General features: G+C 71.7%; 16 protein-coding genes. 6 read left to right on the top strand and 10 right to left on the bottom strand.

Annotated features, from left to right (window positions below; genetic code table 11):
* Positions 1-95: 95 nt before the first annotated feature.
* Together OG948_RS30835 and OG948_RS30830 are read right to left on the bottom strand one after the other, a co-directional pair.
* Positions 96-2,177: a restriction endonuclease gene (locus OG948_RS30835; RefSeq protein WP_406299579.1), complete on the bottom strand. Its 2,082-nt coding sequence runs from the start codon at positions 2,175-2,177 to the stop codon at positions 96-98.
* Between the two features lie 204 nt (positions 2,178-2,381).
* On the bottom strand, positions 2,382-2,705 hold the full coding sequence (locus OG948_RS30830) for an excalibur calcium-binding domain-containing protein (protein ID WP_406299578.1): 324 nt from the start codon (positions 2,703-2,705) through the stop codon (positions 2,382-2,384).
* 16 nt (positions 2,706-2,721) lie between these two features.
* On the opposite strand from OG948_RS30830, the gene OG948_RS30825 reads away from it, so the two are divergent.
* The 4 genes from OG948_RS30825 (at position 2,722) to OG948_RS30810 (ending at position 6,617) form a co-directional block, all read left to right on the top strand.
* On the top strand, positions 2,722-3,021 hold the full coding sequence (locus OG948_RS30825) for a hypothetical protein (protein WP_406299577.1): 300 nt from the start codon (positions 2,722-2,724) through the stop codon (positions 3,019-3,021).
* A 104-nt stretch (positions 3,022-3,125) separates the two neighbouring features.
* A complete protein-coding gene (locus tag OG948_RS30820; RefSeq protein ID WP_406299576.1) occupies positions 3,126-4,529 on the top strand; it encodes a WS/DGAT/MGAT family O-acyltransferase in 1,404 nt (467 codons plus the stop codon).
* Positions 4,530-4,678: 149 nt separating this feature from the next.
* Positions 4,679-5,647 carry a prolyl aminopeptidase gene (gene pip, locus OG948_RS30815; RefSeq protein ID WP_406299575.1) on the top strand — a complete coding sequence of 323 codons (969 nt, stop codon included), beginning with the start codon at positions 4,679-4,681 and terminating at the stop codon, positions 5,645-5,647.
* 190 nt (positions 5,648-5,837) lie between these two features.
* Entirely contained in the window at positions 5,838-6,617 is a 780-nt protein-coding gene (locus OG948_RS30810) for an alpha/beta hydrolase family protein (protein WP_406299574.1), read from the top strand.
* A 743-nt stretch (positions 6,618-7,360) separates the two neighbouring features.
* Here the strand turns inward: OG948_RS30810 and OG948_RS30805 are convergent.
* The 4 genes from OG948_RS30805 to OG948_RS30790 form a co-directional block, all read right to left on the bottom strand.
* Positions 7,361-7,867 (bottom strand): MarR family winged helix-turn-helix transcriptional regulator, encoded by a 507-nt coding sequence (locus OG948_RS30805; RefSeq protein WP_406299573.1) that lies wholly within the window; start codon positions 7,865-7,867, stop codon positions 7,361-7,363.
* Between the two features lie 112 nt (positions 7,868-7,979).
* Entirely contained in the window at positions 7,980-8,657 is a 678-nt protein-coding gene (locus OG948_RS30800; RefSeq protein WP_406299572.1) for a cupin domain-containing protein, read from the bottom strand.
* Between the two features lie 72 nt (positions 8,658-8,729).
* On the bottom strand, positions 8,730-10,673 hold the full coding sequence (locus OG948_RS30795) for a hypothetical protein (RefSeq protein WP_406300372.1): 1,944 nt from the start codon (positions 10,671-10,673) through the stop codon (positions 8,730-8,732).
* A 328-nt stretch (positions 10,674-11,001) separates the two neighbouring features.
* Positions 11,002-11,205 carry a hypothetical protein gene (locus tag OG948_RS30790; RefSeq protein WP_406299571.1) on the bottom strand — a complete coding sequence of 68 codons (204 nt, stop codon included), beginning with the start codon at positions 11,203-11,205 and terminating at the stop codon, positions 11,002-11,004.
* A gap of 633 nt (positions 11,206-11,838) precedes the next feature.
* On the opposite strand from OG948_RS30790, the gene OG948_RS30785 reads away from it, so the two are divergent.
* On the top strand, positions 11,839-12,606 hold the full coding sequence (locus OG948_RS30785) for a ZIP family metal transporter (RefSeq protein WP_406300371.1): 768 nt from the start codon (positions 11,839-11,841) through the stop codon (positions 12,604-12,606).
* Positions 12,607-12,912: 306 nt separating this feature from the next.
* Here OG948_RS30785 and OG948_RS30780 read toward each other — a convergent pair whose 3' ends face one another.
* The 4 genes from OG948_RS30780 to OG948_RS30765 form a co-directional block, all read right to left on the bottom strand.
* Positions 12,913-13,053, bottom strand: coding sequence for a hypothetical protein (locus OG948_RS30780; RefSeq protein ID WP_406299570.1), 141 nt, complete (start codon positions 13,051-13,053; stop codon positions 12,913-12,915).
* A gap of 645 nt (positions 13,054-13,698) precedes the next feature.
* Positions 13,699-14,103, bottom strand: a complete 405-nt coding sequence (locus tag OG948_RS30775; RefSeq protein ID WP_395865750.1) for a VOC family protein — start codon at positions 14,101-14,103, stop codon at positions 13,699-13,701.
* Positions 14,100-14,531 (bottom strand): DUF3995 domain-containing protein, encoded by a 432-nt coding sequence (locus OG948_RS30770; RefSeq protein WP_406299569.1) that lies wholly within the window; start codon positions 14,529-14,531, stop codon positions 14,100-14,102. The genes OG948_RS30775 and OG948_RS30770 overlap by 4 nt, the downstream gene beginning before the upstream one ends.
* Positions 14,532-15,678: 1,147 nt before the next feature.
* A complete protein-coding gene (locus OG948_RS30765) occupies positions 15,679-16,695 on the bottom strand; it encodes a pyridoxal-phosphate dependent enzyme (RefSeq protein ID WP_406299568.1) in 1,017 nt (338 codons plus the stop codon).
* A 260-nt stretch (positions 16,696-16,955) separates the two neighbouring features.
* Here OG948_RS30765 and OG948_RS30760 point away from each other — a divergent pair, with 260 nt between their 5' ends.
* Entirely contained in the window at positions 16,956-17,495 is a 540-nt protein-coding gene (locus OG948_RS30760) for a hypothetical protein (RefSeq protein WP_406299567.1), read from the top strand.
* The last annotated feature ends 659 nt before the right edge of the window (positions 17,496-18,154 follow it).

Genomic DNA, 18,154 nt, shown 5'->3' with positions numbered 1-18,154 from the left:
AGGTGTGCGAACCGCCGGGGGGCCGCTGCCGCGCCCCGTACCGCGGGCCGCGAGCGCCGGGCGCCTGCCCCGTCGTCGGCTCGGGGCCTCCGGTCCTACTCCACCTCGACGCCGTGGGACTCGGCCACGCCCAGCAGGCCGTTGCGAAAGCCGTTGGTGGTCGGGGAGAAGGTCCAGGTGTCGTCGGTGCGCACGAAGGCGCCCAGCACCATGGCGGTCTCCCCCGGGCGGCGGGTGGGTACGGAGGTCTCGCCGATGCGGTGGCCGTCGGCTTGGTCCAGCCGGGTCAGCCTGGCCTCGCGCAGGCCGGCCAGGTCGCCGCCGGGGGCCTGTTCCTCGTCGACGGCGGCGGCCAGCACCAGCCGGTCGGCCCGGGCGGGCAGCAGGGCCAGGTCCACCAGGAAGGCCACCCCGTCGCCGATCCGGACCGCGCCGTCGGGGCTGGCCGGGTTGTTGAAGAAGACGAAGTGCTCGTCGCTGAGCACCCGCCCGCGCTGACACACGAAGGCGCACGGGTCCAGCGGTGGCGTGTTGCCCGGCTGCCACGCGAGCTGGACCAGGATCCGGCTGCCTGGCGCGGCGGTCGGACCGCCGCCCGCGCCGGGACCCAGGCGGCCCCGCAGGCCGTGTTGCGCGAGCAGGCCCACCAGTTCCGGTCCGGTGACCAGTCCCAGCGGCTTGTTCCGGATGAACTCGTGGCTGCCGGGCCCGAATCCGGACGTGGTGACCAGCAGGCCCTTGTTCGCGCCGTGGTGTTGCACGGTGCCGGCCAGGTCGCGCACGGCGGTCGGCGGGACGGTGTTGCGGTAGCGCTTGACCTGCACCACGATCTTGCCGCCGCGGATCGGGTCCGGGTCCACCGCGACCACGTCGACCCCCTGGTCGCCGCTGCGCGCGGTGGTCTCGACCTGCATGCCCATGCGCTGGAACAACTCGGCGATCAGGTTCTCGAACTCGATCGGGTCCATCACGAACAGGTCCGGCTCGTCGTCGGAGCCGGACCGCGCGGGGATGGGGGCGGGCGCCGGCGTCGGCGCCGACGCGACGCTGTCCGCGAGCCGGCTCGGCTGTACCGGGGTGGGCCGGTCCGGGCGCGCGGACAACGTGCCGCGCATCGCCTCCAGGCACGCGAGCGCGTCCACCCGATCCAGGCTCACCTCCCGGAACTCCCGGGCCTGCGCGGTCACGGTGAGCAGGTATGTGCGCCCGTGTCGACCGGTGGCCGGATTGACCGCCTGGACGAAGCCGTTGAGCACCACCGAGTCGAGGATGCCCTCGTGGTCGGCGAAGAACAGCTCGGCCAGTATCCGGATCGCGCTCTGCGCGAGCACGTCGCGGTGGATCGCGCGCCGGTCGGTCGCGGTGCGCGCGACCTCCTTCTCCTGGTCGTCGGTCTTCACATAGCGCACCCGCGCGATGCCCGGCACCACATCGGTGGTGGGCAGTTCGTGGTCGACCACCAGTTGGCGCGCGGCGGCGTCGAAGGCCACCGTCGCATGGTCGGAGAAGCCCTCGGGCCAGTCCGGCGACGCCAGCAACACGCCCTCGAAGTAGTCCTCGATCGCCTCGGGATCACGCGCCGCGAGCCGCCGCACCAGGTCGTCGACCTGCTCGTTGCGCTGCGCGGCGAGCGCACGCTGCCCGTTCGCCCACTCCTGGAACTGCCGGTGATAGTCGTTGTATCGCTGCTGTCGCTGGTACTCGGCCGCCTGCGCCGCGCGCAGGTCGTACTCGTACCGCGCCTGCGCCTGCGCGCGGTCCTGCTCGTAGCGCGACTGCGCGCCCGGCGCGAAACTGCCCAGGCCGGACGGCGCGGCCGGCTGGTAACGCGCCGGGTCGGGCATCGGGATCGATCGGGCGAGCTCACCGGGTTGGAACGGCGGGATCTCCACGGCGGCCCGCAGCCGGTCGATGCGGAAGCCGGGTTGGCTCAGACGAGCCCGGAGCACGCCCTGTAGTTCGGCCACCCGGTCCTCGATCTCGGCGGTCCGTCGGGCCACTTCGGCCTCGCGCGACTGCTGATACGCGCGCTGCGCCTCGCGGTCGGCCCGTGCGGCGGCCTTCTGCGCCTCGCGCCGATTGCGTTCGTCGGCCCGCAGTTGTTGCTGTTGTGCCCGCAACTCGGCCTCGCGTTGCCGCTGTTGTTGCCGCTGCAGCTCGGCCCATGTCCCCAGCACGCCGGTGCTCCGCCGACTCGCCACGCTATCGCCCTTCCACCCTCACCCGTCCGCCCCCCGCGCTCGAAGACATCCTGCCGTGTCGGACCGACCGACGCGAAGACGGTCGGTGGGTTCGGGCCGGTCGGGAGAGCCGTCGGAACGGCTGTCGGAACGCGGGGGCGGCAGGCCGGCCCGCACGCCGCTCGGGCCCGGGCGGCCGGGTCATTCGCAGGCGACTCCGTCCCCGTCGCGGTCCAGGTGCGGGCCGTAGCCGGGATCGCCGCGGTGGATCGGCGCGGCACCCGCGGCCCGGACCACCGTGCAGTTCTTGTAGTAGACCGCTCCGCCGCCGCCGGTGCTGCTGCCGTCGCTCGTGCTGCCGTTCGCACCGGAGCCGCCGGTCGAGCCGGTGCCGGTCGAGCCGGTGCCGGAGGAACCCGTGCCGGAGGAGCCGCCGACCGTGGAACCGCCCGACGCGGAACCCCCGTTGGAACCGCTTCCGCTCGCTCCGCCGCCCGAGGCGGTCGCGTTCGAGCCGCCGGGCACCGGCGCCGGAGCCGTGGTGAGCGGTCCCGTGGCCTTCGGCGACGTCGTACCGGGCGCCTTGCTGGTCGGCGGCGCCGAACTCGGCGGCGCGGACGTGGCCGGCGGCGTGCTCGCCGGCGCGGTGCCGCTCGGCGACGACTTCGGCCGATCGGACTTCCCGCCGCCGTCCCCGTCGCATCCGGTCAGGGTCAACGCCAGGGTCAAGGTCAACGCGACGGTCCCCGGAAGCAGGACGGAAGCGGTTTTTTTCGGCAGGCGGCCGCCCGATCTGCGCATGTGCGAGTTCCCCCCTCGATACGTGCCGTCCGGACTCTAGTCCCCTGCGGGCCGGCCGCTCCGGCGATCCCCGAATCGCGCACGGCCCGTGACGTTTCGGCAGAAATCTGGACCTCGCCTCGGGGTGCGACCTACCGTGCCTGGATGGACCGATTGAGCGCGATGGATGCCGGGTTCTACTTCGTCGAGGACGAGAACGTGCCCATGCACGTGGGATGCGTCCTGGTCTTCGAGGGGCCGGCTCCGGCCTACGGCGACGTGATCCGCCTGTTCGTCTCGAAGCTGCCGGACGTACCGCGCTACCGCCAGCGGGTGCGCACGCTGCCCCTGCACCTCGGGCGACCGGTGTGGGTGGACGACGACCACTTCCAGATCCTCTACCACGTGCGGCACACCGCGGTTCCCGCGCCGGGCGGCGCGGATCAGGTGCGCAACCTCGCCGGTCGGCTGTTCGCGCAGCGGCTGGACCTGAGCAAGCCGCTGTGGGAGGTCTGGCTCGTGGAGGGCCTGGCCGAGGGTCGCTGGGCGATCATCTCCAAGGTGCACCACTGCCTGATCGACGGCGTGGCCGGCACCGACCTGCTCCAGATCCTGCTCGACTGGCGCGAACACCCCGAACCGGTCGAGCCGGCCGACCCGGACCCGTGGCTTCCCGAGCCCGCGCCCAGCACGTTCGACCTGATCGCGGACGGTCTGCGGGACGCCGTCGCGGCCCCGGTCAAACACCTCGCCGCGGTGCCGGCACTGGCCCGGGAGATGCGCAGCGGATCGGAGTTGGCGGACATCGTGCGGGCTCTGGCCGGCAGCCTGCCCGGTACCGCCCATCGGCTCCTGGAGACGTCGGCGGGCTCGCTCAACGGCTCGATCGGCCCGCATCGGCGGTGGGTCTGGGCCGCCTCCGACATCGCCGAGATCAAGCGGGTGCGCAAGGAGTTCGGCGGCACCGTCAACGACGTGATCCTCACCGCGATCACCCGAGGATTCCGCGACCTACTGGCGGCACGAGGGGAGTTGACGACGGATCAGGTGGTCCGTTCGCTGGTCCCGGTGTCGGTGCGCTCACCGCGCGAGCGCAACACGTTGAACAATCGACTCAGCGCGATCCTGGTGAACCTGCCGGTCGGCGAGGACGATCCGGTGGCCCGACTGGCGTCCGTGCGGGCGCAGATGGACGACCTCAAGCGCAGTCGACAGGCGGCCGGCGCGGACGTGCTGACCGGCCTGGGCAACTTCGCCGCACCGACCCTGCTCGCCCTGGGCTCGCGCACCGCGCTGCGCTTCCCACAGCGCTTCCTGCAGACGCTCACCACGAACGTGCCCGGCCCGCGGGTACCGCTGTACATGCTGGGCCGACCGCTCGCGGAGATGTACCCGTACGTGCCGATCGCCAGCACGATGCGGATCAGCGTCGGGATCTTCTCCTACCTGGACAAGGTGACCTTCGGCATCAACGCGGACTTCGACGCGGTCCCCGACGTCCAGGTGCTCGCGGACGGAATCCGGGCGGGTTTCGAGGAGTTGGTGGCGGCGGCGGACGGGACGGGCTGAGCGCGCCACGAGGGTGTGGGCGGTCTCGGTCCCGGGGCGACGATCGCCGATCCGGGACGGCCGGGCGACCCTCGTGATGTGCTGGGTCACGTCGATATCCGTTCGTGTGGTCCACCCGAAGACCACACCACCGAGCCAGGGGGATCCCCATGCGCACGATGTATCCGGCCGTCGAACCCTACGACCAGGGCATGTTGGACGTCGGTGACGGCCAGTCGATTTCTTGGCGCCGGCACGGGACACCCGGCGCCAAGCCGGCCGTCTTCCTGCACGGCGGGCCCGGCGGCGGCTGTCTGCCCGACCACGTGCGGTCGTTCGATCCGACGCGCTACGACGTCCTGCTCTTCGATCAGCGCGGTTGCGGCCTAAGCACACCGCATGTGAGCCGGTTCGACACGGACCTGAGCACGAACACCACCTGGCACCTGGTCGCCGACATCGAGAAGCTACGCGAACTCATGGGCGTGGAGCGATGGTTGGTGTTCGGCGGCTCATGGGGCAGCACGCTGGCGCTGGCCTACGCGCAGACCCACCCGGAACGGGTCACCGAGCTCGTCCTGCGCGGCATCTTCACGATGCGGCGTGCGGAGTTGGCGTGGTTCTACCAGGGCAGCGCGGGGATGTTGTTCCCCGAGGCCTGGCAGGAGTTCCTCGCGCCGATCCCGGAGGACGAACGCGGCGACCTGGTAGGCGCGTTCCACCGACGGCTGAACGACCCGGACCCCAAGGTCCGCGAGGAGGCGGCCCTCGCGTGGAGCGCGTGGGAGGGCTCGTTGGTCGCGCTGCTGCCCCGGCCGGATCTGGTCGACGCGCACCGGCAAAGGGAGTTCGCGCTCGCCTTCGCCCGGATCGAGAGCCACTACATCGCCAACGCCGGCTTCCTGGAGGAGGGTCGACTGATCCGCGACGCCGACCGGCTGCGGCACATCCCGGGCGTGATCGTGCAGGGCCGCTACGACATGTGCACGCCTCCGGTCACCGCGTACGACCTGCATCGCGCCTGGCCCGAGGCCGAACTGGTGATCGTCCCGGACGCGGGCCACGCCTCCTTCGAACCGGGCATCGCGCACCACTTGATCGAGGCCACGGACCGCTTCGCGAGTCGGGATGGGGGCTGAGGTGCGCACCGAGGTGCGCGCGGGGGTGGGCGCCGACGTATGGGCTGTGACGTGAGCCGAGGCGCGGGCGAGATCAGGGGGAGGTCGGGTGCGGGGTGGGGCCGGGTTCGGGTCAGGGCGAGGTAGGGCCCGGCCGGCTCGCGCTCCGGCCGGGTCGTGACGCGTGCGTGGGGCCCGGGAGAATGTGCGGATGAGCGCTTCTCGTGACATCCTCACGCGCCCGGCCGCCGGGCCCGACCGCACGCTGCGGTACGGCCCGGCGGCGGACCACGTCGTCGACCTGTGGCAACCCGCGGCCGAGCCGCACGCGCTCGTGGTGGTGGTGCACGGTGGATATTGGCGGGCCGAGTACGACCGCAAGTACACGTACCCGATGTGCGTCGCGCTGGCGGCCGAGGGCTACGCGGTCGCGAGCCTGGAATACCGCCGCGCCGGGCAGCCGGGCGGCGGACGGCCCGGGACGTTCGAGGACGTCGCGGCCGCACTCGACCTGCTGTGTACGAAGTCCGAGCAGCCCGTGGTCCTGCTGGGACACTCGGCGGGCGGGCACCTGGCGGTCTGGGCCGCGCTGCGCGACCGGGTACCGGCGGGCGGCGTCGGATGGTTGCCCGCGGCTCCCCCGATCGCGGGCGCGGTCTCGCTGGCGGGCGTCCTCGACCTGGACGCGGCCCTGGCCCTCGATCTGGACGACGGCGCGGCGGCGGAGTTCCTCGGCGCGGACCGCTCCGAGGCGACGCTCGCGCAGGTGGACCCGGTGCGGTTGGCCGCGGGCGGCCTGGGCGACCGTCGGCTGATCCTGCTGCACGGCGACGCCGACGAACAGGTACCGATCGCGCTGGGCCACACCTTCGCGGCGGCATCGGGCCTGCCCTTGCGCGAGTTGCCCGGCATCGGCCACTTCGAACCGGTCGACCCGCTCTCGGCGATCTGGCCCGAGGTCACCCGGGCGGTCGGGGAACTCGCCGTCTGACAGGCCCGGTCGGGCCGATCGGGGCAGGCGGTGCGGGTGCTCGGGCGTGGGCCGGGGCGGGAGCGGGGCCCGGGGCGAGACCGGGGGCGTGGGCCGGGACGGGTATCGGGGCGGTGGGTGCCGCGTCCGGCGCGCGGCCGTACCGTGCCTGCCACGCCGCGCTATCGGCGATTCGCCGACAGCACCCCGAATCGCGCGACACCGAACCGCTTCGCGGCCGGCGCACCGGTGGCGGTCGCACTGCCTGCCCGCCGACGGCCGGGTACGCCGTACCGGCGACCTCGCCGCCGTCCTGGCCACGAACGCGGGCGCTCCGCGGTCAGCCTGCTCGGCGGCTCGGATGCCACCCGGGTCTGGGAGGGCGAGGCACCGACCTGTACCCGGCTCCGGCTCCGGCTCCGGCTCCGGCTCCACATAAACGCGTTTCGGCACGGCAGCCGCCGCCGGCGCGACATGCGCGACTGTGACAACCGCGCCAAGTCCGCCACGTTCCACGCCAGGCACCGCGACGACCAGCCGACGCCGGGCCGGCCGCCCCCGGGCCTCGCGCCTCGGACCCGGGCACCGGACGTCAAACGGCCGAGCGCTCGGGCACCCGGGCACCCGGGCACCCGTCCGTACCTGTCCAGGCCCTGCGCGGCGGATCTTGGTGGTCCGCGCGGCCTGGCACCGTGCTTCCCCGGCACGCCGAGGCACGGTGCCAGACGACGCGGCCTGATCCACCAGGATCCGCCGGACAGGGCCTAGCCCTGCGCGCCCAGCGTCGAGGCGAGGATCCGCAGCGCCTTGTCGACCACGTCCCGGTCCGCACCCGCGATCGGCTTCAGCAGCCCGTCGAGCGCGTCGATCCGCGCCCGCATCGCCGCCCGAGCGCATTCGCGCCCGCGCTCGGTAAGACAGACCAGGACCGAGCGGCCGTCGTTGGGATTGGGCCGGCGTTCGACCAGTTCCTTGCGCGCGAGCCGGTTCACGCAATGCGTCATCCCGCCCGACGAGTACATCACCAACGGTTGTAGCTCACGCAGGGTCAACCCCGGCTGATCCGGCCGGGTCGCCAATACCGCCAGCACCATGTACTCCGGCGCGGTCAGATCCAGCGTGCCGATGCTGCGCCGGTCGAACTCCTCCATCGCGATCATCGCCTGATGCAGGCGCACCACGAACCCGACCGAGGACGCCTCGACATCCGGCAGTACCGCCGACCACGCCGCCACCACGGAATCGGCGTAGTCGGCCTGTGCATCACTCACGTCGTACTCCCTGGCAGCGTGCCGGGCCCCGCCCGGGGGACGGAACCGGGTCCCGGCGGCCACCGTAGTATCGGCGACCCGCTCTCGGGTCACGGCATCCGGAAGTCCCCGCTCACAACATCCGGAAGTCCTCGAACGAGAACGCGGGCGAGACCACGCACGACACCAGCACCTCGCGCTCCGCCGCCGGCCTGGCCGCCTGCCACACCCCGGGCGGGATCAGTACCTGCGGTTGCTCGCCCGCCGCCACGTCCGGGCCCAGCAGGATCCGGGTCGGCTCGACGTCCGGCGTCTCACCGTCCCCGCCCAGGCGCAGTTCGAGCGGCCCGCCGCGATGCCAGAACCACAACTCCGCCGACCTGACCACATGCCACGCCGACTCCTCGCCCGGGCAGAGCAGAAAGTAGATGCCGCTCGCCGTTTCGCGCGGCCCCGAGTAGCCGGGCGGGATCAGACTCACGCCACTGCGCCACGTTTCCCGGAACCAACCACCCTCGGGATGCGGCGTGAGCTCCATGACCCGGGCCAGATCCGGTGGATCGAGTTGCGCACGGGAGGCGGGGGTTCGGTGGGGGGTGGGGTCGGGCTCGGTGCCCTTGGCGGGCTCGGTGCCCTTGTTGGCGGTCTCGGCGGCTTCCGTTCCGGCCCTGACTTCGGCTTCGGCCTCGGCCTCGGCCTCGGCTTCAGCCCTGGTTTCGGCTTCGGCCCTCGAAACCGAGTCGGCTACCGATTCGGATGCGTCGTCGGATTCGGGACCCGATTCGGGGTCCCATTCGGACGCGACGGACATGTGTACTCCCTCGGCTGGCGTGGGTTCCGGCGCCGGACACGGCCGGAACCCACACCCTCACACGAGTGAGTGCTATCCCGCAGGCGCCGTGCACGGCGCGCCGCCGCACACGTCCACGACCCGCCCCGTGGCCAGGAACTCCGCCTTCTGTCGCCGGGCCACCGGCGAGTTGCGCGGATCCGAGTGCGGGTCGCGCCCGTACTCCGGCCCGATCGGCGGCGTGTTGGTCACCGGCGGCGCGGGCGACCCGCTGTCCCACACCACCAGCGCGGACCCTCGGTACTGCTCGCGCGGCAGCGGCCGGATCCCCCAATAGGGGTCCCGGTCCGGGTTGCGACCCGGCGCGATGGCCGGCTCGTGAATGCGCGCACCGATCGTCCGCGCCTCGATCTCGGCGGTCACCGTGGAGACCTGATGATCACCGAAGGCGATCTGCATGAGCACCTGATGGCGCGGCGTACGCGGCAGCGGACTGTGGTCCAGGCCGCTCGCGTAGCCGTTCGTCTCGCCTCGGTCCCACAACATCTGGAACAGCGACAGCACCACCTGCTGGTCCAGCTTGTCCGGATGCGTGGCGTCCAGGATCTGCCCGTACGGCCCGAAGTCCGAACTGCGGTTGAGCAGGACGCTGTAGTTCATCCCGGTCACCCCCAGCACCCCGCGCTTGGCGTCCTGGGACACCGCGACTAGCGATCCGCCGAGGATGCCGCCCTGGCTGTTGCCGTCGTAGACCAGACCCTTCGCGATGTCGATCAGCGGCCGGCCGTCGTCGGTACGAAAGGCCGGGTTCGCCGTGAAGCCACGCTCGTGGATCATGTCGCGGCCCAGGAACAGCGCGTTCAGAAAGCCCTGTTGGGTACGGTCGGGCACCGCCCCGAAGCTGCCGAGGTCGGCGAGGGCGCGGGCCACCGTGGGCAGATCCTCGTCCGCCATGCCGATCCACTTGGTCGCGCAGAACGTGATGCCGTGCTCGGCGGCCATCGCCTTGACATTCCCGCCGCCCACCTCGTTGTTGCTGCCGAGCAGACCGTGCCCGTACAGGGATGCCTGCGACGGCGCGTCGAACGCGCCGCGCGGGATCTCGCAACGGAACTGCGCCTGCTGGGTGTTGCCCGGCAACTGGCGCGGCAGGCCGTCCCGACCGAGGTTGAGCGTGGAACCGGTGGGGCCGCCGGGGCGGTTCAGATAGCTGGGTACCGTGACCGTCCCGGTCACCTCGCGAGCGATCCGCGAATCCTGTTCCGCGGTCAGGTTCTTCACCCCGGTCACCGCGAACTCCGGTGCCCGATCGCCGAGTCGTCCGAACGCGTCGTCCCGCATCCGAAGCATGCCGGCGGTCAGGTTGCGTTCGCTCGCGACGGTGAAGTCCCAGGCCAGGTACAGTCCGCGACGATCCACATCCGCTCGGTCGAGGCGATCCAGCACGGGACGCAACTGCGCCTGGCGCGCCGCCAGCGGATCGCGGCGCGGCAGAGTACGGCCGGCGATCCTGGCGAACGCGTCGGGCGCGGGGATCACCCGGTTGTCGGCGCCGCGCAGATTGCGCAGGCCGACGACGTAGCGATGGCCGGGGACGAAGTTCTTGGCCGGGTGTACCAGGAGGGCCTGGCGAGCCGGATCGGTGGCGTTGGCGTCGAGTTCCGCCCAGTAGGGCCACCGTTCACCAGTCTCGGTGTCGAGGATGACGATCGGCGCGTTGCGCGCGAGCGACGCGCCGACGTCGGTGACCGGGGCCGCGCCGCTCCTGGCGAGGTCGACACCGGGAATCCGGGTGATCAGCGTCGAGCCGGGCGAGAATCCGTCGTTGCGGTTCCAGGCGTCGGGCGTCGCGCCCTTCGGCATCATCTCCGCCTTGAACGCGACCCGACGCCCGGTGTCGGCACGCCGATCGGCCTGGGTGAACCAGTTGTTCGGGAACGGCAGCAGACACGCGGCCGGATCGATCGGATCGCAACCGGGCTCACCGGCGGGAGGGTTCGGGTGTGCTTGCGCAACGGGTGACACCAGGAACGACATCAGCAGGGCAGCCACGACGACGGCCGCGGCCGGCAGCCGGCGTCGAGGACGGTGCGCGGTTCGGCTCACTATTCCTCCAACTCCTACGGCGAGGGCTGTGCAGGAATATCCACCGACATCTTGCAGCGTGGGCGGCACGAGGGGAACGGGGAACGGGGGTGGCTCGTGGGAATGGCGGTGGACTGGGAGCGGGAGCGGGGTGGGGATGAGCCGTGGCGGGTGGGTGTGTCCATGGGCGCGGGTCGGGCATGCGCGTTCCCCGCCGCGAGGGTCGCGGCGGGGAACGCGGATTCGGTTCGGATTCAGCGTTTTATGGAGCGCCGGTCGGTCAGACCTTGACGAGCTTGCCCGGCTCGACCGATACCTCGACCGTACGGAAGCCGCCGGCCAGACCGCGCAGCGTGAAGCACACGTCCGCACGGCCCATCGTGGTACGCACGACCACTCCCGTTGCGCCTGCCGGGACGGTCTGCTTGGTGAAGCCGCCGATGTCCAACTTGGCCTGAACCTTGTCGCCTACATTCACATTCATCGTTCCGTTCTCCCCGTTGCGTACATGGCATGGGTCGCCCACACGCCTCGCGGCTCTTTGGGGTCGCCGAAGTCGCGCGGCGGCGGGGTGGCACGGAGTACGGCTCGCCTGGGACCGGGCCATCGGCTTGCTTGCCGGGCGGGGTCGTTCGGGCGGCCGTGACCAGAATACGGGGGTCGTCCGCACATTGGCGCGTGTATTTCGGGGCGGCGGTCCCCTCTATTCCACTGCCGGTGCCCGTTTGTCGCCGCGCGTGGACTGCGGGAACACGGTGCGTACTCGGGTGGCGGTTCTTCGCACCAGAGGTGAATCCGCCGCCGTCCGGACGCGCGGGTGGGGCGGACGGACGGGTGGACGGCAGGCGACCGGGTGGGCGGCCGGGTGGACAGGCAGCCGGGTCGGCGGCCGGATGGAAGAGAGGGCGGGGCAACGATCCGGCTCGTCAACTCGGTTCGATGCAGCCCGACTTACCTGCCTGCGGCAGACCTGCGCGCGGCGCGGACGACGTACGCGTGCTCACTCGGACGGCGCAATCACGGACGCGTACGGGCGTCCGCTCAACGACGATTGACCGATGACGCCGACGCGGGTGGAGCCTCCGAATCCAGGTTGGGCGCCTGGGCGGGCGCGGCCATGACCGCCGTACTGATCGCCGCCGGCGCCTTCCTGATGACCCTGCTCGGCGGCTGGGTGGCGCAACGCATCGGCGACCGACGGCACCTCGTACTGGGCCTGGCCGCCGGGCTGATGCTCGGCGTGGTCGCGTTCGACCTGCTGCCGGAGGCGCTTTCGGCGGCGGGCGATCGGATCGGCGGCGTACCGCAGGCGTTGCTGATGTTCGTACTCGGCTTCCTCGTCCTGCACGTGATCGAGCGCTCGGTGGCCATCCACCGGGCCCACGAGGGCGAGTACGCCCCGCACGCCCACCACCACGGCCCGCCCGCGAACCCGGACGGGCCCGCCAAGGGCATCGGCCTGACCGCCGCCGCCGCGTTGGTGGGGCACAGCGTGATGGACGGCTTCGCGATCGGGGCGGCCTTCCAGGCCGGTACGACCGTCGGCACCACGGTGGCCATCGCGGTCGTGGCCCACGACTTCGCGGACGGCTTCAACACGTACACCGTCACCCGCATGTACGGCAACGACCGCCGCCGAGCCCTGACCCTGCTCGGCGCGGACGCCGTCGCCCCGGTCGCCGGCGCGGCGATCACCCTCGCCTTCACGATCCCCGAACACCTTCTCGGCCTCTACCTGGGCTTCTTCGCCGGCTTCCTCCTCTACCTCGCCACGGCCGACATCCTCCCCGAGGCCCACAGCCCCCACCCATCGGGCTCGACCCTGCTCTGCACAATCGCGGGGGTGGCCTTCCTGTGGCTGGTCATCGCGCTGGCGCAGCACTGATGACCTGAATGCGCCGGTCCGCAATGCGTTGGTCTGCCCTTGCCCCGCTTGGCCGGCACCGCTTGGGGCGAGCCGGGCTCGCCAGGCCCGCCGTTGCTGTCGTTGCTGTCGCTGCTGTTGTTGCTACTACTACTACTACTACTGTTGCTGCTGTTGCTGCTGCCGTTGGCGTCGTCACGTAGGCGGCTCGGCGGTAACGTTCGACGGCCCGCGACCAATAGGTCCGGCGGCGAGGTGGAGGGCCACTCGGTGGATGGCCGTGGTCTCGTCGGAGGCCAATGGCCGGTCATCCTTCCCACCCGGGCATCAGCGGTTGGCGATCCGGTCGGCGGGCAGTGGGATCTCGGCGCGAATCCTGCGTCTGCGCCGGTGCGCGAACCGGACGCGGGACGAGCACGATCTGTCGAGCAGCACGATCGCCGGCCGGGCCACCGACGGCACGGCCATCGCGTGTGGGAAGGCCGCTGCGTCGCCGACCCGGCCGAGCACGAGGACGAAACCCAGGCCCAGGACCTGAATCGGCCATCGACCGCGAAACGAATCTTCGCGGTCGACTCGGAGCCTCTTCGGCGTCGGCTTGAGCGAGCAGGGCGGCGGAGGCGCGTTCCCGGGTGTCGTCGATCGCCCACATCCGCGGCCTGCGTTGGGCTCCACTCCACGACCCGACGCGCCTGGGAGTTCTGCCTACGGCTCCGGTCCGGTCCGCGAACCCGTCGATCACTTGCCGGTGATCATCCTGGCGCTCGTTCCGCGCCGGGGACGCCAGTCCGGCAACAACGGCTCGAATCGACCAACGGTCGGATGATCGGTGAGAAACGGGCTGGGTCCAGCCCAGACCCGGGGTCAGGGTGAGGTCGAGCGGTTCTGGGGCTGCCCACCACTTCGACACCTCTGGCAGAGTCGGCGACCGTTACCCCCAAGCCCGTCCTCGCGTGCTCGGTGTGGTCGGCTTCCGCCTGGACGCGGGCCGCGCCGACGACGCGACCGTACTGGCCACCAACCACGCACGCGGAGCCGGGCCCCTGTGCCCCATCCATCCGTCCGTCCGCCCATCCGTCCGATCAGCGCACCGCACCGCACGGGGCGCGTCGTTCACCGTGTCGGACCGGTGCGCTCGATCAAGTCCCAGCGGTTGCCGTACAGGTCCCGGAAGACCGCGACGACGCCGTACTTCTCCCGTCGCGGCGGTTCCTCGAAGACCACGCCGGCGGCAAGCATCCGAGCATGTTCCCGGGTGAAGTCGTCGGTGTACAGGAACAGCCCGACCCGCCCGCCGGTCTGATCCCCCACCCGCGACCGCTGCTCGTCGTCCACCGCACGCGCCAACAGCACCGCGGCCTCGTTCGGCCCCGTACCGGGCGGCGCGACCACGACCCATCGCTTGCCGTCCTCCATCGGACTGTCCTCGCGCAGGTCGAACCCGAGCGCACGCGTATAGAACGCGATGGCCTCGTCGTAATCCCGCACCACCACCGCGACCAGCCCGAGCCGATTCATCGGCCACCCCCGCCGGCCGAGACCGCCGAGCCCGCCGCAAGCGCGAGGCACAGCGGCGAGTACGCCATGCGATCGAGGCGACGAAAGCGATCCGACGACGATCCCGGCGACAGCAGGTCGGTCCGTCCGACCAGGCCGACCACACCGCGCAACCCCAGTACGCCGGCCACACCGAACCCCCCGAGCCGAGCCACCGCCGGCTTCCTCCTCGGCCGACCGGCCACCAACAGCGCCGCCGTACCCAGCGCACCCGCGACCGCGAAGCAAGCCGCCGGTCCGGGCACGCCCGGCTGCCCGACCACCGCATCCGCCAGCGACGCCCGATCGGGCAGCGGCCACGACGACCCCAGCCCCCACGCAACATGCAACCCCGCGATCGCGGTCAAAGTCCCGACCGACATCCGCACGGCAATGCCCTCGATGGTCATGCGCCCCAAGCTACCTGCCCCCACCCTCACGTCCCCCGCCCCGGGTCGCCAACGAACCCGACACCATCCCTGCGACAAGACCGGTCCGCCATGCACCAACGCGGCGCACCGACACACGAACGCCCGAATCGGGCCGAGCCGGCGTCGAGCCGCGCACCGAGGACCACCCACGACCACGAATCCGGACGTGCACACACGCACGGGTCCGACCACGAATGTCGGCGAAGCCCCACTCCGAAACCGACGTCACCACATCCACCCGAACCCGCCGGCCGGCCGGCGCGGCGCCCACCTCGGCGCCCCTCGGACAGCCTTCGGAGCCGGTATGGCCCGCCCGGAGCCGACGTCGACAGTCCACCCGGTCGGCGGCCGGTTGGGCGGCCGGCCGACGCATCGGGACAACGCCCACCTCAGCGCTTCGGCCCACCCGAATGGATCGAACCCGCACCCGCACCAACCCGGCAAGCCCCGCGCAATCGGCGCGCCCCCTTGGACGGCATCCGGAGCCGGTGCAGCCCGCCCCGCATGGCCAATTCCCCCATCCGTCGTCCCGTGCGAGCGCGGATACGGGCACCGGCGAAGCCCCGCTCCGAAACCGGCGTCGACACGTCCACCTCCGCACTTGCGGCCCACCCAACTGGATCGAACCCGCAGCCGCAGCCGCACCCGCATCGACGCGGCCGGACTCGCGCAGTCGGCATGCCCCCTGAACCGGACGTAGCCCACTTTGCGTCGGCCCCTGCGGAGCAGGCGTGTCGGCGGTCCACACGGTCAGCCGCCCATCAGCCGGCCGGTCAGGGCAACACCCACCTCGACGCTCCGGCCCATCCGAACGGAGCGAGGTCCGTTCCCGCACCCGCATCAACCCGACAGGACCCCACGCAAGGGGCACAGCCTCTCGGGACGGCCTTCGGAGTCGACATATCCCACCCTGCGTCGCCGATTCCCCCATCGCCCGAATGCCGGTCGCACCGACCAAGCGTCAGCCCACGGATCCCCAAAGCCCCTGGCTCAGTCCAACCCCCGCCAAGTCCAACCCAACTCGGCTCGACCCGACCCGACCCGACCCGGCTCGACTCGGCTCGACTCGACTCGGCTCGGCTCGACTCGGCTCGGCTCGACCCAACTCGGCTAGGCCCGGCCCCACTCAGCCCGCCGATCCGGCCGACCCCGCCCGACCATCGCCCGCCTTCAGGCCGGACATCGCCCTCCCGAGCGTCGTCGGGTGACCGAAGAACCCGGGCAGGCCACCCGTATGCACGAAGATCGTGCGCCGGCCGGGTCGGACCTCGCCATCCCTGACCGCCGCGATCAGCCCGGCCATCGCCCGCCCGGTGTAGATCGGGTCGAGCACGATGCCCTCCGTACGCGCCGCCAGAGTCAGCGCCGTCATGGAAGCCTCAGTCAAAGTCGCGTACCCGTCCCCGACTTGATCCAGCCGCACCCGCAACGAAGCCCGCGCACAACGTGCTTCGTCCCGGGCGGCGAGCAACCCGTGTACGGTCCCGGCCGGATCGTCGACGGCACCGCAGTGCACACCGAGCACACGTTCGGGACCCAACTCGTCGACCAGCCCCGCCATCGTGCCGCCGGAACCCAACGCCACCACGACGACATCCAATTCGGGCGCCTGGCCGATGAGTTCCCGCCCACACTCCGCGTACCCTCGCGCACCGAGCACACTCGACCCACCAAACGGAAGCACCATCGGATCGCCCCCACGCTCGCGCAACCGCGCGGCCACCTCCCCGGCGACGGCATCGAGCGCCGCCCGCCCGACGTCGCCCGCCCACACGACCGTTGCGCCGAACAACCCGTCGAGCGCGATGTTCCCGGACGCCGAGGCCCCACCCGTTCCCGCCAACACGAGCACGACATCAAGCCCCAACCGAGCACCCGCCGCCGCCGTCAACCGCGCGTGATTGCTCTGCGGCGCCCCCGTGGTCACCAACGTCGTGGCCCCGGCGGCAACCGCCGCACCACACGTCCACTCGAGCTTCCGCACCTTGTTGCCACCACCACCCAGACCGGTGAGGTCATCCCGCTTGACCCACAAATCATCCGCACCGAGCCCAAGCGCCTTCGCCAACCTCGGCGCGGGTTCGAGCGGCGTCGGCCAAGTCCCGAGCAACACCCGCCGAGCCATCCGACCCTCCGAACCCATCACCATCACCCCTCACCCACACCACGACGTCACCACAGCCAAGCCGCAGTCATAGCCATAGCGCCATAGCCATAGCCATAGCCATAGCCATCGATCGTGCCACGGCAACATCCCTCGGCAACCCCGGCACGCTGCCAACCGTCCCTCCCCGCTCCGAACTCCCCATCCCCACCCCGTCGTCCGCATCCTCCTCCCGCTGCCGAATTCCGCTGTGGGCGGACCTCCTTGCCATCAGCCAACATCGGCGTAACTTGAATTACATGATTACAACGAAGCAAGAAGCCGTACGAGGCTGGTTCACCGGCCGCCTCCCCGAAGGACTCTTCACCGCCCTCGTCGACGTGACCGTCGACCGCGAGGAAATCACCGTCATCGGCCGCATCCCCGAACCGGAACTCGCCGACGACGTCTCCGCCGACGAACGCGACGCCGCCCTCGACGGCCGAATCGCCGAATTCCGCGAACGCACCCGCGACGACCGCATCGCCGTAGCCCGCGAAGCCGAACGCCGCTTCGGCCGCAAGGTCTCCTGGGGCGTCGAATGCGGCGGCACCCGTGCCCTCTACACCACAGTCTCCGTACCGGTCATGACCCGCCTCCGCCAACCCGAACGCCAAGTCCTCGACACCCTCGTCGCCGCCGGCGTCGCCCGCAGCCGCAGCGACGCCCTGGCCTGGTGCGTACGCCTCGTCCAAGGCAACACCGACACCTGGCTCACCAACCTCCGCGACTCCCTCGAAAACGTCGAACGCGTCCGCGCCCAAGGCCCCGACACCCCCACCCCCACCCCCACCCCCTAACCCACCCACGCCCCGCCACCCCGCCCCACCCCAGCCACCCAAAGCGCGCACCGAACCAAAATCGGCGCCAGAGCCGGGGGCTGGGGCCGGGCCGAAGGCTGGGGCCGAGGGGCGGGGTCGAGGCCCGAGCCGGGCCGGAGTCGTAGTCGGAGCCAGGGTCGGGCCCGAAGTGGAGGCCGAGATCGGAGCCCGAGCCGGGGTCGGGTCGGAACCGGGGTCGTGGCCGGGCTCGGGGCCCGGGGCCGGGGCCGGGGCCGGGCCGGAGCCGGGGCCGGAGTCTTGGCCGGGGGCCAGAGCCGCAGTCGGGGCCGAGAGCCAGAGCCCGAGCTGGGGTCGAAGCCGGGTTGGGGCCAGAGTCGGGGCCGAGCCGGGCCCGAGAACGGGGTCGGGGTCAACTCCATGGGCATGCCTTGCGGGCAGCCGGATTCGGCCCCGATTCCGGAACGCGATGCGGTGTAGATGCGTCCCAAGAGCGTGGGCTCCGCTGGGAGCCGACCCAACCGCCCCGCCCCGGACTCACCCCGATCCGACCCGTCCCGAAACAACGCCGCACAAGACCGGAGAACCTCCGTGCCCCTCTTCCGTCGACGATCGAGCGAACTCGGCCCCAGGAACGGTGGCCGGGCAATCGCCCGGCGGGCCCGGGAACGAGCCGACGC

Source organism: Embleya sp. NBC_00888 (assembly GCF_045207655.1).
Taxonomy (GTDB): Bacteria; Actinomycetota; Actinomycetes; order Streptomycetales; family Streptomycetaceae; genus Embleya.
The sequence above is the reverse complement of the archived record's forward strand: the minus strand, read 5'-3'. Positions and strand labels throughout refer to the sequence as shown.

Bases quoted from the DNA above. Each gene is read 5' to 3' on its own strand.
- OG948_RS30820 (WP_406299576.1), top strand. From the start codon at position 3,126: ATGGACCGATTGAGCGCGATGGATGCCGGGTTCTACTTCGTCGAGGAC.
- pip (WP_406299575.1), top strand. From the start codon at position 4,679: ATGCGCACGATGTATCCGGCCGTCGAACCCTACGACCAGGGCATGTTG.
- OG948_RS30810 (WP_406299574.1), top strand. From the start codon at position 5,838: ATGAGCGCTTCTCGTGACATCCTCACGCGCCCGGCCGCCGGGCCCGAC.
- OG948_RS30800 (WP_406299572.1), bottom strand. From the start codon at position 8,657: ATGTCCGTCGCGTCCGAATGGGACCCCGAATCGGGTCCCGAATCCGAC.
- OG948_RS30795 (WP_406300372.1), bottom strand. From the start codon at position 10,673: ATGTCGTTCCTGGTGTCACCCGTTGCGCAAGCACACCCGAACCCTCCC.
- OG948_RS30790 (WP_406299571.1), bottom strand. From the start codon at position 11,205: ATGAATGTGAATGTAGGCGACAAGGTTCAGGCCAAGTTGGACATCGGC.
- OG948_RS30785 (WP_406300371.1), top strand. From the start codon at position 11,839: ATGACCGCCGTACTGATCGCCGCCGGCGCCTTCCTGATGACCCTGCTC.
- OG948_RS30780 (WP_406299570.1), bottom strand. From the start codon at position 13,053: ATGGCCGTGCCGTCGGTGGCCCGGCCGGCGATCGTGCTGCTCGACAGA.
- OG948_RS30775 (WP_395865750.1), bottom strand. From the start codon at position 14,103: ATGAATCGGCTCGGGCTGGTCGCGGTGGTGGTGCGGGATTACGACGAG.
- OG948_RS30770 (WP_406299569.1), bottom strand. From the start codon at position 14,531: ATGACCATCGAGGGCATTGCCGTGCGGATGTCGGTCGGGACTTTGACC.
- OG948_RS30765 (WP_406299568.1), bottom strand. From the start codon at position 16,695: ATGGGTTCGGAGGGTCGGATGGCTCGGCGGGTGTTGCTCGGGACTTGG.
- OG948_RS30760 (WP_406299567.1), top strand. From the start codon at position 16,956: ATGATTACAACGAAGCAAGAAGCCGTACGAGGCTGGTTCACCGGCCGC.